The organism is Tunturiibacter gelidiferens, assembly GCF_051013345.1.
GTDB lineage: Bacteria > Acidobacteriota > Terriglobia > Terriglobales > Acidobacteriaceae > Edaphobacter > Edaphobacter gelidiferens_A.
This window is the reverse complement of record NZ_CP132939.1, coordinates 5,389,924-5,411,197: the sequence shown is the minus strand read 5'-3', so window position 1 is coordinate 5,411,197 and position 21,274 is coordinate 5,389,924. Positions and strand designations below refer to the sequence as shown.

Annotated in this window: 23 protein-coding genes; 11 read left to right on the top strand and 12 right to left on the bottom strand. The window is 58.3% G+C overall.

Annotated features, from left to right (window positions below):
- Positions 1-13: 13 nt before the first annotated feature.
- The 4 genes from RBB80_RS27245 to RBB80_RS27230 all read right to left on the bottom strand — a co-directional run bounded on the left by RBB80_RS27245 (position 14) and on the right by RBB80_RS27230 (position 1,694).
- The gene (locus RBB80_RS27245) at positions 14-346 is read right to left on the bottom strand and encodes an alcohol dehydrogenase catalytic domain-containing protein (protein ID WP_433965361.1); all 333 of its coding nucleotides are present in this window, start codon (positions 344-346) and stop codon (positions 14-16) included.
- Complete coding sequence (locus tag RBB80_RS27240; RefSeq protein ID WP_433965360.1) at positions 343-831, bottom strand: DUF4386 family protein; 489 nt, start codon at positions 829-831, stop codon at positions 343-345. Before RBB80_RS27240 ends, RBB80_RS27245 begins: the two co-directional genes overlap by 4 nt.
- A gap of 181 nt (positions 832-1,012) precedes the next feature.
- Complete coding sequence (locus tag RBB80_RS27235; RefSeq protein WP_433969896.1) at positions 1,013-1,294, bottom strand: DUF4386 family protein; 282 nt, start codon at positions 1,292-1,294, stop codon at positions 1,013-1,015.
- The gene (locus tag RBB80_RS27230) at positions 1,284-1,694 is read right to left on the bottom strand and encodes a DUF4386 domain-containing protein (RefSeq protein WP_433965359.1); all 411 of its coding nucleotides are present in this window, start codon (positions 1,692-1,694) and stop codon (positions 1,284-1,286) included. The genes RBB80_RS27235 and RBB80_RS27230 overlap by 11 nt, the downstream gene beginning before the upstream one ends.
- A gap of 58 nt (positions 1,695-1,752) precedes the next feature.
- On the opposite strand from RBB80_RS27230, the gene RBB80_RS27225 reads away from it, so the two are divergent.
- The 7 genes from RBB80_RS27225 (at position 1,753) to RBB80_RS27195 (ending at position 7,852) form a co-directional block, all read left to right on the top strand.
- The gene (locus RBB80_RS27225; protein ID WP_433965358.1) at positions 1,753-2,373 is read left to right on the top strand and encodes a TetR/AcrR family transcriptional regulator; all 621 of its coding nucleotides are present in this window, start codon (positions 1,753-1,755) and stop codon (positions 2,371-2,373) included.
- Between the two features lie 378 nt (positions 2,374-2,751).
- Complete coding sequence (locus RBB80_RS27220) at positions 2,752-3,489, top strand: hypothetical protein (RefSeq protein WP_433965357.1); 738 nt, start codon at positions 2,752-2,754, stop codon at positions 3,487-3,489.
- Complete coding sequence (locus RBB80_RS27215; RefSeq protein ID WP_433965356.1) at positions 3,486-4,772, top strand: glycosyl hydrolase family 28-related protein; 1,287 nt, start codon at positions 3,486-3,488, stop codon at positions 4,770-4,772. Before RBB80_RS27220 ends, RBB80_RS27215 begins: the two co-directional genes overlap by 4 nt.
- 695 nt (positions 4,773-5,467) lie before the next feature.
- On the top strand, positions 5,468-5,998 hold the full coding sequence (locus RBB80_RS27210) for a hypothetical protein (protein ID WP_433965355.1): 531 nt from the start codon (positions 5,468-5,470) through the stop codon (positions 5,996-5,998).
- A 322-nt stretch (positions 5,999-6,320) separates the two neighbouring features.
- Positions 6,321-6,524 (top strand): sigma factor, encoded by a 204-nt coding sequence (locus RBB80_RS27205; protein ID WP_433965354.1) that lies wholly within the window; start codon positions 6,321-6,323, stop codon positions 6,522-6,524.
- Positions 6,460-7,008, top strand: a complete 549-nt coding sequence (locus RBB80_RS27200; protein WP_433965353.1) for a DinB family protein — start codon at positions 6,460-6,462, stop codon at positions 7,006-7,008. Before RBB80_RS27205 ends, RBB80_RS27200 begins: the two co-directional genes overlap by 65 nt.
- Positions 7,009-7,393: 385 nt before the next feature.
- A complete protein-coding gene (locus RBB80_RS27195; RefSeq protein ID WP_433965352.1) occupies positions 7,394-7,852 on the top strand; it encodes a hypothetical protein in 459 nt (152 codons plus the stop codon).
- An 80-nt stretch (positions 7,853-7,932) separates the two neighbouring features.
- Here the strand turns inward: RBB80_RS27195 and RBB80_RS27190 are convergent, their stop codons facing one another.
- On the bottom strand, positions 7,933-8,280 hold the full coding sequence (locus tag RBB80_RS27190; protein WP_433965351.1) for an MTH938/NDUFAF3 family protein: 348 nt from the start codon (positions 8,278-8,280) through the stop codon (positions 7,933-7,935).
- A gap of 20 nt (positions 8,281-8,300) precedes the next feature.
- Entirely contained in the window at positions 8,301-8,468 is a 168-nt protein-coding gene (locus RBB80_RS27185; RefSeq protein ID WP_433965350.1) for an FmdB family zinc ribbon protein, read from the bottom strand.
- A gap of 315 nt (positions 8,469-8,783) precedes the next feature.
- On the opposite strand from RBB80_RS27185, the gene RBB80_RS27180 reads away from it, so the two are divergent.
- Complete coding sequence (locus RBB80_RS27180) at positions 8,784-11,207, top strand: ABC transporter permease (RefSeq protein ID WP_433965349.1); 2,424 nt, start codon at positions 8,784-8,786, stop codon at positions 11,205-11,207.
- Between the two features lie 118 nt (positions 11,208-11,325).
- Complete coding sequence (locus RBB80_RS27175) at positions 11,326-11,874, top strand: AAA family ATPase (RefSeq protein WP_433965348.1); 549 nt, start codon at positions 11,326-11,328, stop codon at positions 11,872-11,874.
- A gap of 336 nt (positions 11,875-12,210) precedes the next feature.
- Here RBB80_RS27175 and RBB80_RS27170 read toward each other — a convergent pair whose 3' ends face one another.
- The 5 genes from RBB80_RS27170 to RBB80_RS27150 all read right to left on the bottom strand — a co-directional run bounded on the left by RBB80_RS27170 (position 12,211) and on the right by RBB80_RS27150 (position 17,164).
- Positions 12,211-13,386, bottom strand: coding sequence for an IS91 family transposase (locus tag RBB80_RS27170; RefSeq protein WP_433965122.1), 1,176 nt, complete (start codon positions 13,384-13,386; stop codon positions 12,211-12,213).
- Positions 13,383-14,240 carry a tyrosine-type recombinase/integrase gene (locus RBB80_RS27165; RefSeq protein WP_433965123.1) on the bottom strand — a complete coding sequence of 286 codons (858 nt, stop codon included), beginning with the start codon at positions 14,238-14,240 and terminating at the stop codon, positions 13,383-13,385. The genes RBB80_RS27170 and RBB80_RS27165 overlap by 4 nt, the downstream gene beginning before the upstream one ends.
- 237 nt (positions 14,241-14,477) lie before the next feature.
- On the bottom strand, positions 14,478-15,152 hold the full coding sequence (locus tag RBB80_RS27160) for a TolB family protein (protein WP_433965347.1): 675 nt from the start codon (positions 15,150-15,152) through the stop codon (positions 14,478-14,480).
- Positions 15,153-15,224: 72 nt separating this feature from the next.
- Complete coding sequence (locus tag RBB80_RS27155; protein WP_433965346.1) at positions 15,225-16,007, bottom strand: TolB family protein; 783 nt, start codon at positions 16,005-16,007, stop codon at positions 15,225-15,227.
- Complete coding sequence (locus RBB80_RS27150; protein WP_433965345.1) at positions 16,004-17,164, bottom strand: serine/threonine-protein kinase; 1,161 nt, start codon at positions 17,162-17,164, stop codon at positions 16,004-16,006. Before RBB80_RS27150 ends, RBB80_RS27155 begins: the two co-directional genes overlap by 4 nt.
- Positions 17,165-17,849: 685 nt before the next feature.
- Here RBB80_RS27150 and parS point away from each other — a divergent pair.
- Positions 17,850-18,320 carry a type II RES/Xre toxin-antitoxin system antitoxin gene (parS, locus tag RBB80_RS27145; RefSeq protein WP_433965344.1) on the top strand — a complete coding sequence of 157 codons (471 nt, stop codon included), beginning with the start codon at positions 17,850-17,852 and terminating at the stop codon, positions 18,318-18,320.
- 174 nt (positions 18,321-18,494) lie between these two features.
- A complete protein-coding gene (locus RBB80_RS27140; protein WP_433964127.1) occupies positions 18,495-19,454 on the top strand; it encodes an IS5 family transposase in 960 nt (319 codons plus the stop codon).
- A 724-nt stretch (positions 19,455-20,178) separates the two neighbouring features.
- Here the strand turns inward: RBB80_RS27140 and RBB80_RS27135 are convergent.
- Positions 20,179-21,204, bottom strand: a complete 1,026-nt coding sequence (locus RBB80_RS27135; RefSeq protein WP_433969894.1) for a sensor histidine kinase — start codon at positions 21,202-21,204, stop codon at positions 20,179-20,181.
- Positions 21,205-21,274 lie beyond the last annotated feature (70 nt).

Here is a 21,274-nt window from a genome sequence, read left to right as displayed (position 1 = left end):
ACCAATGCTGATTTCATGAGCTTCGCCGACTGGCAGGTACACGCATATTCGGCAAATGCTCCGCGGCATGTAACACCGCGTCGCCAGGTTTGAACTGGGTTACGTTCCTGCCAACCGCTTCAACCTGGCCGGCCACATCAACGCCGAGTTGTTTGATCTTCGATGTGAACAGCCCGAGCAGTAGACGAACGATGTACGGACCGCCTGTCATTGTCTTCCAGTCGAGTGGATTGACGGAGGCCGCGCGGACCTTTATCAAGACCTCATTGTCCCTGGGAACAGGCTTGTCGAGGTCGCTGATTTCGATAACGTCTGGCGGACCGTATCTGGTGTAGGCGGCTTTCATGCGCGGGCCTGCTCCTTCCATCGTTGAACGTTCACGCCCATCACGAGGAGCCACAGCATCACCAATCCTTCCACGAGGAGGACGGCGGCCAGGTTGTAGGGGGACAGATAGCTTGCGAGCCGCGGTGGCAGAAAGGTCAGCCAACACAGACCCGCGATCGCCGGCAGTGCGCCCAAAATTCGAGGTAGGAAGGTCGACCTGAAGATGAGGTAGCCGATCAGGATCCAATAGAATCCGTGAAATCCCAGGCCGATGTTCACGCCGTGAGGCAGAAATCGAAGAAGCTCAAGCGTGACTGCCACGAAGTTGAAGGCCGCTGCGAGCAAAGAGAGGCGCCTGTTCACCGGCTTAAAGATGTCATAGAAGAGCAGTGTCACAGCGATCATGCAGGAGACCTCGATGATGCCCGCAGCGAGGTCGGCTGCGAAACTCAGCCTGCCGCGAAAGAAGAACTCGGTGCATGCTGCCGTCAGCAACAGGAGCAAAAAAGGCCACCGGCCATTCTAGCCTTGAACCGCGGCGACGCTTCTGCAATCCGTTTCATCATTACTGCTGCGCTCATACTCTTTCCTCCTGATGCGAGCTACGGAATTAGGCGTTCATGCGAATCAGGTCCGGTTTCCCGACAGAGGCCCAGCCGTACCGCTGCGACGATAGACGGGGCTTTCATGCTGCGTTGGCCTGTTCCTTCCATCGTTGAACGTTCACGCCCATCACAAGCAGCCATAGCATCAGCGCTAGTTCCGCGATGACGCCGAGGAGGAGAATATAGGGGCGCAGATAGTTTGCGAGCGGCGGTGACAGAAAGGTCACCCAACCCAAACCGGCAAACGCCATCAACACACCCAGAATTCGAGGCAGGAAGGCGGACCTGAAGATAAGGTAGCCGATCACGAGGCAATAGACTCCGAAAAATACGAAGCAGATGTTGACGACCTCACCATACAATTCGAGAAACAGAGACGCGAGCGTCCGCAACTGTTCCGTTAAATACGCTCAAGTACTGACTGCCTCCCAAGACGACAAGCGGAGCGATGCGAAAGAGGCTAGCGAACGCCAGAATGGCGCATCCCACGAGGCTAAAGAACGCTGCAAGTAAAGAGAGGGTCCTGTTCACAGGTTTAAATAGGCCATAGAAGAGAGCCGTCACAGTGACATAGCACGCGGTCGCGATGAGGCCGGTTGCTAAACCCAACCGAAACAAACGCTGGTGCGCCAGGATGTTGTTCGCTGTAGCCGCGGCGTCGCCATGTACAACAAGCCCTTTAAGGAAGAACTCGCCGCATACCGCCGTCAGAAAGTAAAACAAATAAAAGACCCCGGTAATCCTGGCCCTGGGACGAAGCATTTGGAAAAGTTTCACCGTCCGCCAAGTGTTTATTCTAGCGGTGCTATAATTCCTATCAATGGCAACGACGCTGGCACCTAACCGAATTGCGGAACGAAAACTGCGTGACAGGCAGGCCCGCCGGGCACAGGTCATCAGTGCTGCACGACGAATCGCGGAGCTTGAAGGGTGGTCCAACGTAACGCTTCGGCGGCTATCCGACGAAATTTCATACAGCCAACCCGTTTTGTATGCTCATTTTGGAAGCCGCGAAGGGATTCTCGCCGCAGTTGCTATCGAGGGTTTCCAGGAGATGGGCCTGGCTTTGGAGAAGGCACGGAAACGGGTTAAGCGTGGAAATACGGTCGAATCGGTCGCGGCCGCATATCTGGAGTTCGCCGCGTCTTCACCCGCACTGTATGAAGCGATGTTTTCGCTCAGCCTGAACGTACCATTCGATGACGCGGCCACTCCTCCGGAGCTGCGTTTCGCGTTTTCCCAACTCCTAGAGTTGTTTCAGGGGCAGAGCTCGAAGCCAGAGGTTATATCGGAACTGTTTTGGGCGAGCCTCCATGGTGTCGCCGAGCTGACAAGAACCAAGCGCTTTCCGCGCAGCCGTCAGAAAGAGCGAGTGAGGGCGCTCGTCGAGCTCTTTACTTTGCCAGGAGATGAAACGGCACAGGTGGTGAAAGCGCGATGACTGTAATAGGCGCGCTCTCGTCTTTTCGTGAGCTAGGCGAGATGAGTCCTCACAAACGCGCTTCTCGCCACGTACGATTTTTGACGTTTGGTGTAGTGATCCCAAATAGCGTTCCTCCCATGTCGTTCCTTCATCCGTTATTGAGCCTGGCAGGTCACTCGGTGGCCCGCCATTTTTTGGCTCACATGCCTCCGTCCCAAAATGGGCGGTGACTTCATGCGGTAAAAGCAACATAGCCTTGCGTCTTACCCCGAAGTTGTATATAAAAGGTTCGCCGCGCTCGACCGGATATCTAAAGCGCGTGGCTCGAGGCAGCCTGCTCGGTGGGCCCAACCGTCCTCTTTGTGTGCCAAAAGAAAAAGCTAATCAGGAGGCATCATGAAATTTCAGGGATTCCTGAGTCGCACGTCTCGCTTTGTCGTGTGCCTGACCGCATCGTATGCTCTACCCCTCTACGCAGCTCCCCAAGCCCACACCGCTTCGGTAACCCGCGCGGCCCTCCACCCGTCGCTGGTCGATGACCGTGGGGCGAACGCTCACTTCGTTGAGCAGGAGGCTGAGAATGCCGTGACCAACGGCACGATCATTGGCCCCGCCCGGACCGCATACACGCTTCCCGCCGAAGCGTCGGGTCGCGCGGCGGTCAAGCTCCTCCCCGGACAATATGTCGAGTTCACCCTGCCCGAAGCGGCCAATGCCATTACGGTGCGTTACAGCATCCCGGATGCGCCAACCGGCGGAGGTATTACGGCACCGCTCGACGTCTCAGTTAACGGCCGTTCCCTTGTCACCATGACGCTCACCTCGCAGTACGCATGGCTCTATAACCAGTACCCGTTCTCCAATGATCCGAACGCCGGCCTGTTGTTTCCCGATCAATATATTACCGAGTGTGCCTGCGTACCGTCGGCCACGACCCCGCCGCCGATCATCACCAAACCGTTCCGACCGAACCACTTCTACGACGAACAGCGTTTGCTGCTCGGTCACAGATACCAACCGGGCGAGAAGATCCGTCTCACCGTTCCGGCCTCGAGCAATGCCGCCTGGACAGTAATTGACTTGCTTGACTCCGAGTTGGTTGGCCCCCGCAGCACCGCGACGAGCCTGCCGTGAACGTGCAGCGGTTCGGTGCCGATCCGACCGGGCAGAGCGATTCGGCGGACGCGTTTGACACAGCGATCGCATTCGCGAAGCAATGGCACCGCGAGGTCTACTTGCCGCCAGGCACCTATCAGGTGAACCGCCATATTCTCGTTGACAACGTCACGATCGAAGGTGCTGGTAACTGGTACACGATCGTCAAGGGACACCAGGTGACCCTGAGTACTCCTTTGCCCGATGGCTCGGTGCACACCGGCGTCGGTTTCTACGGCAAGTACGTTACCGACGGTGGCAGCTCGAATGTCCATCTCTCCGGCTTCGCCATCGAGGGTGATGTCCGGGAGCGCATTGATAGCGACCAAGTAAACGGCATCGGCGGCGCGTTGAGCAATTCGACGATCGAAGGGCTATACATCCATCACACCAAGGTGGGCATGTGGCTCGATGGCCCGATGTCGAACCTAAGAATCCGCAACAATATCATCGTGGACCAGATCGCCGATGGGATCAACTTCCATACCGGCGTCACCAACTCGGTCGTGGCGAATAACTTTGTTCGCAATACCGGGGACGACGCCCTAGCTATGTGGTCGGATAAGATTGAGGATGCCAACAACACCTTCGATCACAACACGGTGCAGACACCGGTGTTGGCCAACGGCATCGCCCTCTACGGTGGCACGGACAACACCATTTCGAACAACCTCGTTGCCGATCCGATCCGCGAAGGCAGCGGATTACAGGTTGGTTCCCGCTTTGGAGCCCAGCCGTTCACCGGGAGCTTATGGATCACGAACAACACTACGGTTCGGTCTGGCCCGTTTGAGCTGAACTGGAACATCGGCCTGGGCTCCATCTGGATTTACGCGTTAGAGGGAAGCATTAACGCGGACATTGAGGTGGTCGGCAACAGCTTTCTTGACAACACCTACAACGCGATCATGCTGGTCAGCGATTTCCCTGTAAAAGACCTGTACACGATCACGAACGTGCACTTCAAGGATGACCGGGTTGACGGCACGGGCACTTCAGTGGTGAGCGCACGGGTGGCCGGTTCGGCATCCTTCGAGAACGTGGAGGCCCGCAACGTAGGCGCCGTTGGCGTCAATAACTGCGGTTCGTTCCACTTTACTCCGGCCGGGTCGGAGTTCACGCTGATCGATCTCGGCGGCAACGTTGGCGGCGGCACTACCGGACCCTGGCTGGCCCCGTGGGAACTGCCCAATACTATTACTTGCGACGACCGTCCACCGGTCGTTCCACCGCCACCGCCTTCTCCCTGGGTTACGCCCTAGGACGCAGCGGAAAGATGTTCTGTTCAACCCCGATCCCCGCGTCTCTTACGAACTTTGAGACGTGGGGATCGGTGTTTCTCTGGCGATCGTTTCAGTATGAGTAGGCCGCGTCCGCCACAAGGAGCGTGTAATAGGCGGGGTCAGCCAAGCCCGCATCGCTGCTGGTAAAGGAGTCGACTCCTGGAGTTGGTGAGCCGCCATGGTATCGCCGAGCTAACAAGAACCAGCGATTTACGCGCAGCCGTCAGAAAGAGCGCGTGAGGGCGCTCGTCGAGCTCTTCACTTTCCCAAGATGAAACGGCACAAGTGTGAAGGCGCGATGACTGTAATAGGCGCGCTCTCGTCTTTTCGCGAACTAGGCGAGATGAGCCCTCACAAACGTGCTTCTCGTCACCTACCTTCAAGCAGTGGCAATCGGTTGGTCTTCTCGGTGAGTGATAAATCGCCAATGCAGTGCGCCGGGATAAACCGGCATGAAGCAGGGAATGAAAGAGTCCTATGAGAAAGGAATAGCGAACCGCTCGGCCCCGAGTTTTGCGTTGCACACCGCGAGGTGTTCGACGAAGCGTAAACAGGGGTACAGGTGGGCTGGGTATTGAGCTCCGAAAAGATGCAATCAGGACGCTGCCGCTATGTAGATGACATCGTCCTCGCCTTCCAGTGGGGTACGGACGCAGACCGTTTTCGCAAGAGTTTTGGAGAGCGGCTGGGGAAGTTCGGACTGGAACTGCGCCCGGGATAAGACGCGCCGGATCGAGTTCGGGCGGTATGCTGAACAGAACCGGAAACGAAGAGGGGAAGGCAAGCCGGAGACCTTCGACTTCCTTTGCTTCACGCATATCAGCGGGAAGAATGGGAACAGGTCTTATGCTGTGCGGCGTATGACGATCCGCAAGCGCATGCGAAAAAAGCTGCAGGAGATCAGCAGCAACTACGGATGCGCATGCATGATCCCGTGCCTCAGACAGGCGTGGCTGAGGTCAGTCGTACAAAGGTACTTCAACTACTATGCTGTGCCGGGAAACCTCGGCAGTATGGGGCTATTCCGGGAGCGCGTGCTTCGCTCCTGGGGACAAGCGCTCAAGCGACGTAGTCAAAGACGCCGGTACGCCTGGGTTCGTCGTCTCAAGCTGGCCGCACAATGGCTTCCTCAACCCATGTGCTCCATCCCTGGCCCCTTGACCGCTTCGCCGCCACTCATCCGAGATAAGAGCCGCATGCGCTAATGAGCGCTCGTGCGGACCTGTGCGGGGGCGATCAGCGATGATCGTCCCTACCGCGACCTCATCGAAAGTCCGGGGCGCGGAGAGGATTCTTTCGGGGTTCTGTCTGGTTGACGGGCAATCCGAACCTTACACTCCTTTGCCGACCCACATCATCCCGAGAGGGTCGAAGTCCGATCGTAGCTATTGTCGAGTAGCCGATTACCCACCCGGAAAACCAGTCCCAGGAAGCCCCGTTTTCCTCTCCTCGATCATCTCAAGGAGATGTGGTGGTCCACAAATTATGTCCGTATCCTTAAAGCGATTCGCTGCGTAAAAGATAGATATGGATAATCCACGCGACATGGGAGCGTTTGGCCCCTTTGAAGCACGGTGTCTGGCGTTCCTTGAAACAATCACTCAACTGCGCCCTCGCCTGCACCGTTACTGCTCGCGAATGACCGGATCGGTGATGGACGGCGAAGATGTTGTTCAAGATGCCTTATTCGAAGCTTATCGAGGCCGAAACAAATGCCATGAGCCTGGATAAATTTGCGCTGAGTATTTCGAACGGAGTGGTGCTCAGTGTAATCGACGAGATGAGCGACGCTGCAACGACGTTTCCGACGCCGAACGGCGGGTGCCACCCGCTCTGGGTCCTCGGGCATCTCACGCTGGTTGAGGGCATAATTCCAGCGGCACTCTTCGCAGAAAAACACCCCGCGGCAGAGTGGCAAGAGTACTTTGCCGAGAACTCGGAACCCGTCGCCGATGCCCGCGCTTATCCACCCTTCGCTGAGGTTCGAGAAAAGTATCTGCAACTGCGCGAACGGAACCTGAACATTCTGGAGTCGCTGACCGAGGCCGATCTCGACAAGCCGACCAAGGCGCCTCCCAAGGGACGGGAGCGAGAGTTCGCTACGTACGGGCAGAGCTTCCTTGTGCTAGCCCTGCACCAGGCGATGCATCGCGGCAACTTGACTGACGCCCGGCGTGCGGCCGGCCGTACAGCGCTGGCAGCACAGGTCTCCTGAAACTCGGATAGTCCGGAGTTGCTGACGAGCTTAGGCACAACCTCAGCTCGTCCTCTCCGAATGCTCCTCAACGGCGGCCTGAGTGCGTAGCTTCGCACCGTCTAGAGCCGCAATAGTGTGACGCGAAAGCAATTCGGTTCGGTAAGGAGACGATTGAAATGGAAAAAATTCTGGCAGGACTGGTGCTGCTCTTTGCAAGTATGCAAGCTGCCCAAGTGCATGGGCAGAGTTCAAACTACCCTCCGCTCAGCGAGTACATGATGACGCCCGAAGCCGAGGTGGCATTGGCGAGAAGTGCTGCGCCCGAAGACATCTCGGGTCATGCCACCGTCAAGATACTTACTCCCTCTGGATACAAGTCGCCACCCAGGGAGACAACGGTTTCGTGTGCCTGGTCATGCGGGGCTGGGCAGCCCCGACGTTTACTCCTGTTCAGCTCCGGGACCTCGTGTATTACGCAAAACTTCGCGCGCCCATCTGCTTCAATCCCGTCGCGAGCCGAACCGTTTTGCCGTTGCAGGAACTACGGGCCAGGCTCGGCATGGAAAGCAAGACGCCGGACCAGATCGCGGAAGCAGTTCAGGCGGCATACGCCAAAGGCGAGCTGCCAAAGATGGAGATGGTGGCGTTCGCGTACATGTTCTCTGCGGACCATGATCTCGGGCCTCAAGTTGGCCATTGGCTTCCTCACATGATGGTGTACACCCCGTATTACGAGAACTCGATGCTGGGCGGTAACCAACCGGGAGCGCTTCCCATTGTGGGGGACGACGCTGGAACCCCGTTCGCCGTCACGGTCATCCCCGTAGACCACAACCTCGCCGTCAAATCCCAGGGAAAATAGGGAACGCTAACCAACGGGCAAGCCGAAAGCAACGGCCTAACTCCTTGTTTGCCGATGCCCCAGGAGTTTTCGCACACTGGCTAACAGGTCACGTGCAAAATGGCATTTGCTGCGGACTCCTTTTCCATTAGCCGAATGGCCTCACTGGTCGGTAAGGTCACCAATTCGACGTGGCGCCGTTCCGCCTCCCGTTTCACCTCTTTCATCACCGGCAAACGGCCGTACGCGCCGGTTCCGATCACAAGCCGGCGGCATTTCCACGGTATCTTTTCTTCGATGGACAAGGGTGTATGTCCAAACTCGTCACGGAATCTCTTGGACGGTGCCTTCTTGCGTTTGCGAATCTCCCCGCAGTCGATCACCACATCCTCCTCATACGTGTTGCCGTCGATTCGGAGGACACCGAAGGAAAATTTATCGAAGTGCATACGCGCCTCCGTACCTTACCCTAGGCGCTCTTCTTCGAAGTAATCGCAGAGAAGGCGGACCAGCGTTGCTCAACCAGGTTACTGCCGCAGTGCGGGCACGCAGTCTTTTCCGCGTCATGTTCTGCGATGGTCAGAGTCTTCAGGAATGTTTTCTTGCAATCGTTGCAGACGAACTCATAATGGGGCATACAAACCTCCCCAGCCGCTGAATGGCTATGGCTGGATTTTAGACCCGTGGATGGAGCACGTTCAATCGTCTCCCGTTGTCATGAACGATGGTGCGGAGGTACATTGCCGACCCATCCAAACAAAGCGGGTCCCTCAGGGTCATATCAGCACGGCGGCTCGTGGCTTCATCCCCTCCATCGCCTGCGGTTCTCGATAAAGAGTCGTCGAAGGCCTGGATAAAGAATCACCCAGCAACCTCCGCGATCAAATATCCTGCTCACCATCAGTAAATTTCAAGGTCACTTTAACCTATGCTGGAACCGTGAGGTCGTTTGATGTCGAGTTTCCTCCGTAATCTCCGCTACTCCGCGCGTACGTTGTGGAAGAACCCCGGCCTCACCCTTACAGTTCTACTCACCCTGGCCCTCGGCATCGGCGCAAACACCGCCATCTTTACCGTGGACTACGCCACCCTGCTCGCCCCGATGCCTTACCCCGAGCCCGACCAGCTCGTTGTCGTTTGGTCGAAGATTCAGACCTTTCACAACGGCATCTCCGCCGGAGACTTCACCGATTGGAAGCGTGAAAACTCAAGCTTCCAGGACATCAACGCCTTCACCGGTGGCTCCTTCAACATCGCCAGCAAGGACCAACCCGAGAACATTGACGGCAGGCAGGTCACCGCCGGCTTCTACAAAATGTCTGGCCGCCCATTCTTCCTTGGCCGCGACTTCCTGCCCGAGGAGGGCGTCGAGGGAAGGGATCACGTCGTCATTCTCACCCACAAACTCTGGGCGCACCTCGGCTCCGATCCCAAACTCGTCGGCCAATCCATGCGCATCAACGGCGAGCCCTATACCGTGGTCGGCGTGCTATCCCCTGGTCTCGACGATCGTAGCGACGCTCAGCTCACCGTGCCACTCGTCTTTAAACCTGAGCAACTCAACCACGACTTTCATTGGCTCCTATCCATCGCTCGCCTCAAACCCGGCATCACCGTTCAGCAGGCTCAGGCCGATATGGATTCAGTCGCTGCCCACATTGCAGAGGCCAATCCCAAAAGTAACAAGGGCTGGGGCGTCTTCGTCGAGCCGCTCAAAAACGACTTCCTGCCCAGCGAACGCAAACAGACACTCTGGCTTCTCCTCGGCGCCGTAGCCTTCATCCTGCTCATCGCCTGCGTCAACGTCGCCAATCTTCTCCTCGCCCGCGGCCTGGCTCGGCAGAAAGAACTCGCCGTCCGCAACGCACTCGGAGCAAGTCGCAGAACCATCTTCGAACAACTCATCACCGAAAGCTTATTGCTCGCAATCGCCGGTGGCTTCCTCGGCATCGGCGTTGGCTACGCCATGCTTCAGGGACTAGTGGCCATCATGCCTCGCGGAACCCTGCCGGATGAGGCTGATCTTCACCTCAACGTTCCGATCCTGCTCTTCACACTTGCAGCCACCACTCTCGCTGGCCTTCTCTTCGGCAGCGCGCCCGCGTGGTACGCCTCCCGCGTCGATCCCGGCGAAGCGCTCAAGGAAGGCAATCGCACCGGTGTCGGAACAGGCCGCCATCGCTTGCGGCAGACCCTTGTCATCGGCGAGATCGCCCTCGCACTCGCACTGCTGTCCGGCGCAGGCCTCGCAATACACAGCTTCCTCAATCTCCTCCGTGTCGATCTCGGCGTCCGCACCGACCATGTCCTAACCTTCTACCTTTCCGTCCCGGACTCACGCCCAAAAGACCCCGAGAAAATCACCGCCTATTACAAGCAAATTCTCTCCAGCGTTAACGCCGTCCCGGGCGTGACCTCAGCCTCGGCGATGACCGGCCTTCCTCTCTTCGGCGCCGGCTTTGGCATGCCGTTCACCATCGTCGGAAAACCTGCTTTCAACGATCCCTCCATGCGCCCTAACACCGGCTTCGGCATGGTTACGCCCGAGTTCCTCAAAACCTTCGGCGTTCGCATGGTCAGTGGCCGCTTCTTCACCGATCAGGACACTGCGTCGAGCGTCAAAGTAGCCGCCGTCAACGAAGACTTCGTGAAGAAGTACCTCAAAGACGGCGACCCGCTCCAGCAGCGCGTCTCGGTCGAGCAACTCATCCCCGGCGTCGCCAAGCTCGGTCCACCCCTCGAGTGGCAGATCGTCGGCGTCTACCACAACGTCCACAGCCGCGGCTTCAGCGACCCGCGCCCCGAGATGGAGATTCCTTTCTGGCAGATCCCGTGGTCCGCCGCAGGCATTGGAGTCCGAACCGTCAACGACCCCGCCGCCATGGTCAAAAGCATCGCAGCAGCCGTCCACACCGTAGACCCCGAGATAGCCCTCGCCCAACCCCGCTCCATGGAGGAGGTCCGCGAACTGGTGCTCTCCAACGACCGCTTCACCCTCGTCCTATTCGTCAGCTTCGCCGCCGTCGCGCTTCTTCTTGCCGCACTCGGTGTCTATGGCGTCATGTCCTTCTCGGTAGCGCAGCGCTCGCACGAGATCGCCCTTCGCATGGCGCTTGGCGCAAACCGCAGCCGTGTCATCGCCCTCGTCGTCGGAGAAGGCTTGGTTCTCGCCGGCATCGGCCTCACCGTCGGCCTCATCGGAGCTTACTTCGTCGGCCGCGGCATGCAGAGCACCCTCTATGGAATCGGAAAGCTCGACCTCTCCGTCTTTGCTTCCGTCGCGCTCCTGCTACTCTGCGCCGCCGTCATCGCCTGCCTCATCCCCGGCCGCCGCGCCGCCTCGGTCGAACCGATGCAAACCCTCAGGGCGGAGTAAATAGGCCGCGTTTTCTGCAACCTTTGACGCGGCGAATGCCAACCCCACATCGGAATCGAACCAAATCCCTGAGTCGCCGGGGTTCTGGAAGAGCTGCCGACGACTCGGGACTCGTTGAATGTTCACCAAGGCGTCGTTGAATTGCGGGAGGATTATTCTGCCTAGGGGGATCGAAGATGAGCGAGCGCGAGGCAACCTACACTTCATTTCAGGCCGGCTGGCGTCTGGCAAAACGACGTTAACACGCAGGATCGCAGATCAGGAAGGTGTCGTATTTATTTGCGAAGATATCCGGCTCGCAAAGCTAAGTGATGGAATCTCCAGCTTTGAAGACTATCTTAAGTGGTCGCGTCGGTGCCGTTCTGTGATCGGGCCACTCGTGGTTCAAATACTGAGAGCCGGAACTTCCGTGGTTCTCGACTTCGCTGGAAATACCCAAGCGGAACGGAAGTGGGTCCTCTCTCTCTTTGAAGAGGCGGAAGTGAAACATGTATTGCACTACTTGGACGTTCCTGAAGATGAGTGTTTGGCACGGCTAAAAAACCGGAATGAAACAAAGCCAGAAGGACTCTACTTTGCTACCACATCAGAAGAAGAGTTCTTAGCCGTACCTCGCTGGTTCCAGCCGCCGGTGGCGGAGGAGGGCTCCCACGTTTCTCCCGAATAACGGTAGGACTCTATCGGAACCACTCCACCTGCACATGATCCAAGGCGAGACGGCCTCTTCGGGGAGCGGTTCGGATAGAGCCGTGAGGAGGAAGCCGGTGGTGGGGTCGGGGCAGGATGTTTGGGGCTATGGGTTTTCAATCGCGCTGCTGATTGGAGTGGCTGATGAGAAGCGATGCAGATAGCGAGCCGGGGGCATGGAGAGTGGGCATCCGATAGGCATGCAGGCGACAGAGTACGGTTGGTCGCCCTGGCAAGACGGCCTTGTCCGAGGCGTGGAACACACGTCCAGGGAGCATCGCCAGAGGCAGGTGCAAGGGTCCGGTTAAACATGAGGTCAGGACGTGTCATAGGCACCTACAGGTCGAGTTTCGGCGAAGAAGATCTGAGCGGCAGTAAGTCGCTCGATAAGATACATGGGGCCTTGGCAGCGAGGGCACGGCCATGTGGCTGGCTGGGTGGAGGAGGGCGCATCTGTTGCCGGCGGCGGCTGGTGGAGCAGGTAGCGGCAGAGCGGAAGCAGACTTCCACGGGAGCGGTTGGTCAGCCAGCCGAAGTAGCGGATGCGGGGGAAGCCTCTGGGCAGCACATGCTGGAGGAAGCGGCGCAGGAACTCCTCCGGCGAGAGCGTCAAGGTGCGATGCTTGCTGCCATGCGCGTAGTCCTTCCAGCGGAAGCTGATCGCGGCATCTGAGACCGAGAGCAGGCGGTGGTTGGAGATGGCGACGCGGTGGGTATAGCGGGCCAGGTAGTGAAGGACGTGCTCCGGCCCGCCGAAGGGCGGCTTGGCATAGACGACCCAGTCCTGCTGGAACAGAGTACGCAGAAAAGCGGCGAAGTTCTTCTCTTCTGTCAGCGGCAAGCACTCGCCGTAGAATCGCAACTGATCGCGATGAAAAGCGCGTCGTAGTCCAGCAAGGAACTTGCCGCGGAAGACGTGGCTGAGGACCTTGACGGGCAGAAAGAAGTGAGGGCGCGAAGAGATCCAGTGGCTGTGATCCGGCGACAGACCGCCGCCGGGCACGACACAGTGGACATGCGGGTGAGGCTGCAGGGTCTGTCCCCAGGTATGCAGCACGGCGAGTAAACCGGCTTGAGCGCCGAGATGCTTCGGATCGGCTGCGACTTCGAGCAGCGTGGCTGCGCTGGCTTCGAACAGCAGAGCGAAGAGCCGCCGCTGGTTCTGCCACATCAGCGGCACGAGCGCGTGCGGCACACTGAAGACCAGGTGATAGTAGCCCACGGGCAGCAGCTCCTGCTGGCGCTTGGCGAGCCACTGTTCGCGAGCGTTGGTCTGGCACTTGGGGCAGTGCCGGTTGCGGCATGAGTTGTAAGAGATGGCCTGATGGCCGCAGTTGGAGCACTGATCGCGATGTCCCCCGAGCGCGGCCGTGCGGCAACGGGCGATGGCGTCGAGCACCTTCGCCTGCGGCCATGTCAACGACGCACGTTCTCGAAACCTGCTGCCTGCTGTACGGATCACATCGGCCACCTCGAAAGGTGGCCGCGTCATCCCAGTCGCTTCTCCTGCATGTTGCGGATCGTGAGTTGGTCAAGCGGGTTGATGGCGGCATGCAGATGCCGCTGGGACAGGTGCAGATAGATGGTCGTGTCTTCCAGTCGCTCATGCCCCATCAGCAACTGGATGGTACGCAGGTCGGCTCCGCCTTCCAGCAGATGCGTGGCGAAGCAATGCCGGAGCGTATGGGGGCCAAGCTTCTTCTGAATGCCCGCGCGGGTGGCCGCCGCCCGGCAGACGTTCCACACCGTCTTATCGGAGATAGGCTGATCGCTGCCGGCTGCGCTCCTCTTGCTGGGGAACAGATAGACGCGGGGCTTCTTCCAGCGCCAGTAGTCGCGCAGCGCTTCGAGCATCTTCGGCGTCAGCGGCACATCGCGGTCGCGCATGCCCTTGCCCCGGTGGATGTGGATGACCATGCGCTGGCTGTCGATGTCGCTCACCTTCAGCAGAGACGCTTCGGTGCGGCGCATGCCGGTGGCGTAGAGCAGCATCAGGAGCATGCGATGCATGCGGTTCGCCGCCGCCTCGATCAGTCGCGTCACCTCGTCCTGGCTGAGCACGGTTGGCAAGGTGCGCGGCTGCTTGGGAAAAGGCAGATCGTCGAAAGCCAAATCGCGCCGCTTCAGCGTCTTCTTGTAAAGAAACCGCAGAGCCGAGATGTTGTTCTCCACCGTGCCGAGCGCAAACTTCCTCTCGTGAAGCAGGTAAAGCTGATAGCGGCGCAGTTCTTCGCCACCCATCTGTTCGGGCGAACGGTGAAAGTACTCGGCAAACTGCTGCACAGCACGGATGTAGCCGCGGATCGTATCAGGGGAATAGTTGCGCCGCAGGAGATCGTCCAGCATGCGTCGACGGAGTGGGGTCATAGGATCCTCCTTCCTATAACCAACAACGCTAGCCCCGCCGTTCTCCTCTCGTCACACCACCACGATCCATCCGCCGCGCCAGCGGCTTAGTCCTCACGGGCAACTCGGAAGTTACCCTCGTCCCGGCATAACTTCCTGTTTGCCGACCATCCACCCATAGCTGAAGAGAAGCGCGGTTGTAGGACTAATCTCACTCCCGCAACTTCATGCAAGCCTCTAACGCGTTTCCTTACCCGTCTGGTCGATGATTAGCACCACATCGGAGCTGGACTTCAAACGTGCCACCGCCAGCTGCTTGCGGGAGGGAGACCAGTCAAAGTCGTTGATGGTCTCAGGCGTCGGGTTGAAGAGCACATAGGGAGTAGAGCCATCCAAGGGTTGATACAGCAGAGTAATCCCGCCACTCCGGATGGCGTCGCTTACGATGGCCCGGCCGTCTGGCGAAAACCTGGAAAGGTTCGCCAGGCTCTGATCGATGAAGAAGGGTGCTTGCATTCGCCCGGAGCCCAGGTCAGTGATAATGACGCAAAGTTTTTGTTGCCGAAGCGCGAAAAGAGCTGCCTGTTTTCCATCGTGCGATACCGACGCTTCGACGTAATTTACCGCTGGAATCAGCTGCTTCGGCGTCCCTCCGGAGACAGGGATGCTCCACAAGGCAACGTTGACGTTGCTTCCAATACTGTAATACGCCTTCTGGCTGTCGGTGGAACAACTGGGAGATTGCGCGAATCCACTGCTCGTGAGTTGAGCGATCTCTCCTCCGTCAGCTTTCATGCGGAAGAGACGCGGCTCGCTACCGCCATTCGGGAATCCGGTGAACAAAATGTGGCCGTCGGTGCAGGAGGCGATGAAGTCTCCGGGGGTGATCTCGCCAGTATCGAAGCTCTGCACGCTCCCCGTCGCTCGATCGATGGTCCCGATACTCGAACCTCGAACTATATAGAGCAGACGGTCATCCGTGGCCTATGCAATGGCGTTCGGCGTAATCCTCAACGGCAACGTCGAGATCGGTTCACCGCGATCGGGTCCATACAGAGCGATGTTCGAATCGACATTGGTCAGCACCGTGGCGAGGGTGCGTCCGTTGCCGGAGAGCGCCAACTCGCTGTACGAATTTACATCGTTGGTCACCGAATGGAATTCCCTGGATGGCGCCGTGATGACGCCAATCTGCGCGCGGTCGCTGTGCCGCTTGTAATAAAGCGTCAGCAGATGAAGGCTGTCGGGCATCCAGGCAAGCGTTGTGTAGGCGAGACCGGGGTCCACCCAGGAGATCCCCGCCGGCGGCGCCACTGTCGTAAGTCTCTTGGAAGATATCTCTATCACTTTCAGTCCCACCCTCGTCGTCCCTGCTTCCGCCTGTAGCCATGCGATCCTCCTTCCATCCGGAGACCACACCGGCGCCAGCGCTTTCTCCGCAGTCGAATAAAGCACTTGATCGTTGCCGCCATCTTTATCGGCGATATGGATCTCCGCGAATTCGTCCTTCCTCTCGGGCCACCATCTGAGGTAAGTAACCCTGTTGCCATTGGGCTCAAAGCTTACCGGGCTGTCGACGTTGAAGATCAGCTGCCTCGGCGTCCCGCCAAAGGCGGGCATCACGTAAAGATCATTCGCCATTTCGCTCTCCGGACTTAAACGGGTGAAGTAGAGATGATTGCCATCCGGCGAGAAGGTGAGTCCAAGGTAGCCATGTCCGGATGCGCCCAGTACCTGAGTCTCAGTGTTGGTCGCTGTATTTCTCACCCACACTGTGCGCGCCCTTTGTCGTTTTTCACTTCGGCCAGGAAGCGTGCGTCGGCTGAGAGAGCGATTTTTTCGATGCTCCCGATATTGGTGATCTGTTCAACGGAAACTGCAGCGAAGGGCCGGGGACGCGGCCAGAAGCGCCACCCCACAAATCCGGCAATCCCGAGAACGACCAACACCGCCAACGCGACGGCGGGTCTTCGCCTCTGGCCCGCGGCAGGCGCGGCGATGTTGCTTACGTTTGACTCTTGCGGGTTCTGCGAAGTTTGGATCTGTGGAGGGGAAGCCGCGGGTGGCGAAGTCGCGGGAACAGAGGTTGTCGCTACACTGCCTGAGCTGCTGTTGCGTTGCAGGCGCTTCAGGTCGGCGCGAAGTTCGGCGGCCGACTGGCAGCGAAGCTCCCGGTCTTTCTCCAGCGTTTTGTTCAAGATGTTTTCAAACTCTGCGGGGAGTTCCGCATTGAGCGAAATTGGTGGCGGCGGAGGGTGGTTCAGAATGCAATCGAAGACCACAGCCGTCGTGGACCCGCTGAATGGGCGCTGTCCGGTCGCCATTTCGTAGAGAACAACTCCGAGCGAAAAGAGGTCGCTGCGCAGGTCCAGCGGATCGCCGCGCGCCTGTTCCGGGGACATGTAGGCAATGGTGCCGACTGTCGAACCGGAATCAGTGAGCGGGGTTGCCGCGGTCAAACCGTCGGAGCCAACGATGGCCTCGTCGAGTTTCGCCAAGCCGAAATCAAGGAGTTTGGCCTGGCCCGAGCTGGTGATGAAGATGTTGGCCGGCTTAATGTCGCGGTGCAAAATTCCCTTATGATGAGCGGCGTCCAGCGCATCGGCCAACTGGATGCCCATCGCGACCAGCTTCGGGTACGGCATGGCGTGACCGTGATAGAGCTTTTCCAGGCTGCTGCCTTCAAGCAGCTCCAGGACCAGGAACGGCGGCGCCGCGGTCTCATCGAGTTCATGGATGATGCAGATACTGGGATGATTCAGCGAAGAAGCAGCGCGGGCCTCGCGCCAGAAACGCTCCCGCGCAGGATCGCTGTCGCGTGTGGTGGGTGCGTCAGCAGCATTTGCGAGGACCTTGACGGCGACATGGCGGCCAAGCTTCTGGTCAACCGCCTCGTAGACCACGCCCATGCCGCCCTGGCCCAACTTGGGACGATCTTGTAGTGCCCGAGCAACGTGCCAGGAGCCAGTTCCTTCACCCCAACATCTTGCCTGTAACCGCAGGATGCGGCAAGTATTCGTTTTAGCGCACGACAGCCTACCCAGGCGCGAAAGCACTTCGAGTTAGCTAAGCGACCGATTTAAGCTTCGCGATAGTTGGGATCTTAGTAATTCCGGCGCACTTTCGTCATTTGGCGCAAAATTGCCGAAGCACTCACCGAGCAAGCCAGAGTTCCCAAGAGGTCCAATTTTGCGTTCCGGGCGAATCACGGGCAAACCGCACCTTACCGCCTGTTGCTCCGACCGGAGTCGCCATGCCGCCGCGGACCGCCGGATTTGGCAATCGAGACCGCTTCGAATTAAATGGCAGGATTGGATTGCACGCGGCGGCAGCATAATGTTCCGTTGCACTCAGTGGCAGCATTCCATTGCAGCCAGCACGAACATCTGGCCCTCCTCAATGAGATGTGCACGGACGATAAGGTTTCATCCTCAGATGACGCTAAGTGACGTAGCAGTTGTCGGGCCTTCCGATCGAACAGCTTTCTCCAGACACTTCCGGACGAGACTCTATTGTTCCGGGATGAAACTCTATTGTCTCTCGCCAACCACCCCCATTTTGGCAATAGCATTCCGCCATTTTGTCAGCTTCCGGGGGTACGCTATGTGCATGGCAGTTCCTAATATCAAATCCATCGCCACATTCGTCCCGTCAGCGACCCGCATGCCTGGAACACGCATCGGCAAAGCGCTCGGCTTGAAAAGCATGGAGACTGCATCGCTCATGCGGGCTGTCCAATTCGGCCTGAGTTGGAACGCCGTACGCAAGTTCCTCAATATCACCGGGCTCTCTCAGCAGGACCTCGCCAAGTATCTCACCATCCCCGAGCGAACCTTCGCCCGCCGCCGAGAGGTCGGGACCTTCGACCGCAGAGAGTCCGAACAAGTGCTGCGCCTCGCCGAAATTTCTCAGGCCGTCCTCGAACTGTTCGACGGCGATACCGACGCGGCCCGAACTTGGCTCGCCTCTCCGGTCCGCGGCCTCGGCAACGCACGCCCTATTGACTTCGCCCAAAGCGAGTTCGGTGCTCGCGAAGTCCGCGACCTGATCGGACGGCTCGCCGATGGAACCTATTCTTGATACAACCTAGCCTTTATCAATCACCACCTTACAGCGGGAATAACGGTAGGGTGCTGGCGTACGCATATCTGTGGTCTTAGTTATTCGCCAGGCTTGATACTGGCTAGGGAGAGTCTGCACAAGTTCTGCATCGCTTGCCTGATTGATTAATCTGATAGCTGCGAGGAGATTGCGATGAAGCAGCAGAGTCTGTCGAGTCAGGGTGTGTTTGAGAAGTACGGGCGGAAGAGTCGGCGGGAGTTGTTTCTGGACGAGATGGAGCAGGTGGTTCCATGGTCTGCGCTGGAAGCCCTGGTACGACCGCACTATGCGAAGGCGGGCAAGGGACGGCAGCCGGTAGGGTTGGCGATCATGCTGCGGACTTACTTTGTGCAGCAGTGGTTCAATCTGTCGGACCCTGGGGTGGAAGAGGCGTTGTACGAGTCTGCGGCGCTGCGGCGGTTCGTTGGCGTGGACCTTGGGATTGCGCCTGCGCCGGATGAGACGACCATCCTGCGGTTCCGTCATCTGCTGGAGAGGCACGAGCTGGGCGGGTTGATGCTGGATGCGGTGAACGTGCATCTGGATGCCAGGGGCATCCGGATCGCGACGGGCACGATTGTCGATGCGACCATCCTGCATGCGCCTTCGTCGACCCAGAACGCGAGTGGCGAGCGCGACCCGGCGATGCACCAGACCAGGAAGGGCAACCAGTGGTACTTCGGCCTGAAGGCGCATATCGGCGTGGACGCGAGGGAGGGCATCGTCCACTCTGTGGCGACGAGCGCAGCCAGCGTGGCGGACTGCCACATGTTACCGGAACTGCTGCACGGCCAAGAGCGTAAGGTGTGGGGCGACGGCGGCTATCAGGGCCAGACCGACGCCATCCAAGAGGCCGCTCCGAAGGCACAGGACATGACCTGCAAGCGGACGAAGTTCAAAAACTATGTCGACGAGTTACAGAAAAAGAAGAACCGGAGTAAGTCGAGGGTGCGGGCCAAGGTAGAACATCCGTTCCGGATCCTGAAGCGCATCTTCGGCTTCGACAAAGTGAGATACAGAGGCATCGCGAAGAACCATCACCGCCTGTGCGCGAACTTCGCGCTGGTGAACCTGTACCTGCACCGCAAACGTCTGGCAGTCCTTGGGCAGTAGTGCGCCTGGAAGCCCCGGAAAACGGGCGGATGCGCGTTCCAATTAGCCCTCCAACAGCATCAAACCAACCAAAACCCGCGCATCTTCCATGCCCACTCCCTGACCCCAGAAAGTCAGACGCCTACGCAGAGGTTCCCTAGCGTCACCCGGCATTTGAATTGTGACGCACAACGCCCCAAAAGCTCCCGTCAATGCGGATCGCGCATTGACGGGAGGTCGGAAGTTCTGAAGCACCTGAATGTCGTCGAAAGATTCGTAATAATCCTAGTCTAAACAGACAGCCTTTCGATATTGCTAAACCCAGCACTTATATCAAATTATTTCTGACTTGCAGGGAAATAAGAAGGGAGGCAGCTTTTCCGCAAACCTACAGATATGTTGTTGTAGGTTGACCCGATTCCAGTCCCGCCAGGGGATTGGAATCGATTTGTAATGCTGTTCTAATCCTGGGGGACTCCCGACGCTCTATCTAGAACGATCACTGCATGGCTGAGCCGCGTGTAGGGCGGTCTAAGGGATTAGACCTCTTATTGCAGCGGGAATTGACTCGGATAACAGAACACAACCATGCAGCAATTTCAACTGTGTGCAACGCTTATCTCGAAAGTCACGCTTAAGCAACGAGTAGCTATACGTCTTAGTGCAAGTCGGCCGTTGTACGCAAGCTCGTACTTTCCGGATAGCCGACCATCCGTTCGTCATCCACAAAGAGTGAAAGGTCCAGTCATCGCACAACTCCGGACGGGGCAATCTCCGCGACCGGCAGCGTGACTCGAAACTCTGTCCGGCCGGGTTGCGATTCGAAAGTGATCGCGCCGTCGTTGTGGCGTACGAGACGCCGGGCGATGTCGAGCCCGAGACCGGTCCCTTGTCCCATTGGTTTGGTGGTGAAGAATGGATCGAAGATTCGGTCGCGAATCTCGGCCGGAACGCCGGCGCCGTCATCGAGGATTCGCACGACAACACTTTGTTTCTCTCGATTCGCAAGCACTTGCACGTGGCCTCCATTGACCGCGGCGTCCAATGCGTTGTCGATCAAATTTCCCCATACCTGATTCAATTCGGCAGCGAAGCCACGGACCTTTGGTAGTTCGGCCTCCAACTCCAGCGTTACATCCACCGACTTCTCATGCGCCTTCGACTGAAGTACCGCCACTGTGTTCGCCAGGCATGACCCCAGGTCCACCGGCTCCGCCACGTTCGCCTGGTCCATGTGGGTAAATCCCTTCACCGCATTCACCAGGCTAGAGATGCGTATCGCCGAATCCTGAATCTTCGAAGTCAGATTTCGCACCGCACAGTCGGCACCTGCCCACCGCAACACCGCGTTCAATGCTGGTCGCTCCACCCCAGCCGCCAGCAACTCCAACGCCTCAAATGTCACCTCGGTATCGGCGAGCATCTGTGCGTTCGCCGTGTCCAGTCCGTGCCCGGCAAGCCACGCTTCAATCGCCTCTTCGTGATCAGACTGTTCCAGCGGAGAGCGCACCTCACGGCCCTGTTTCGCGACGCAGGACCTGCGAACCGCCTCCACGGCGGCAATCTGCTCATCGTTCAGCGTCTCTGCAGCCAGATCGCGCGTAGCCTCTCCGGAGTCTTTCAGACGATCCTCAAGCATCGCCGCGCAACGCTCGATTGCCGAGGCAGGATTATTGAGTTCGTGCGCCAAACCCGCCGACAGTTTGCCCAGCGAGATCATCTTTTCATTTTGCAGCTCACTTGAGGTAAAAAGCCGGGCGCGATCCAGCATCCTATGCACCAAAATCGCAGTGATTTCGTAGCATTCTCGCGTTATCGACCTGAGATGCTCGCGGGGTATC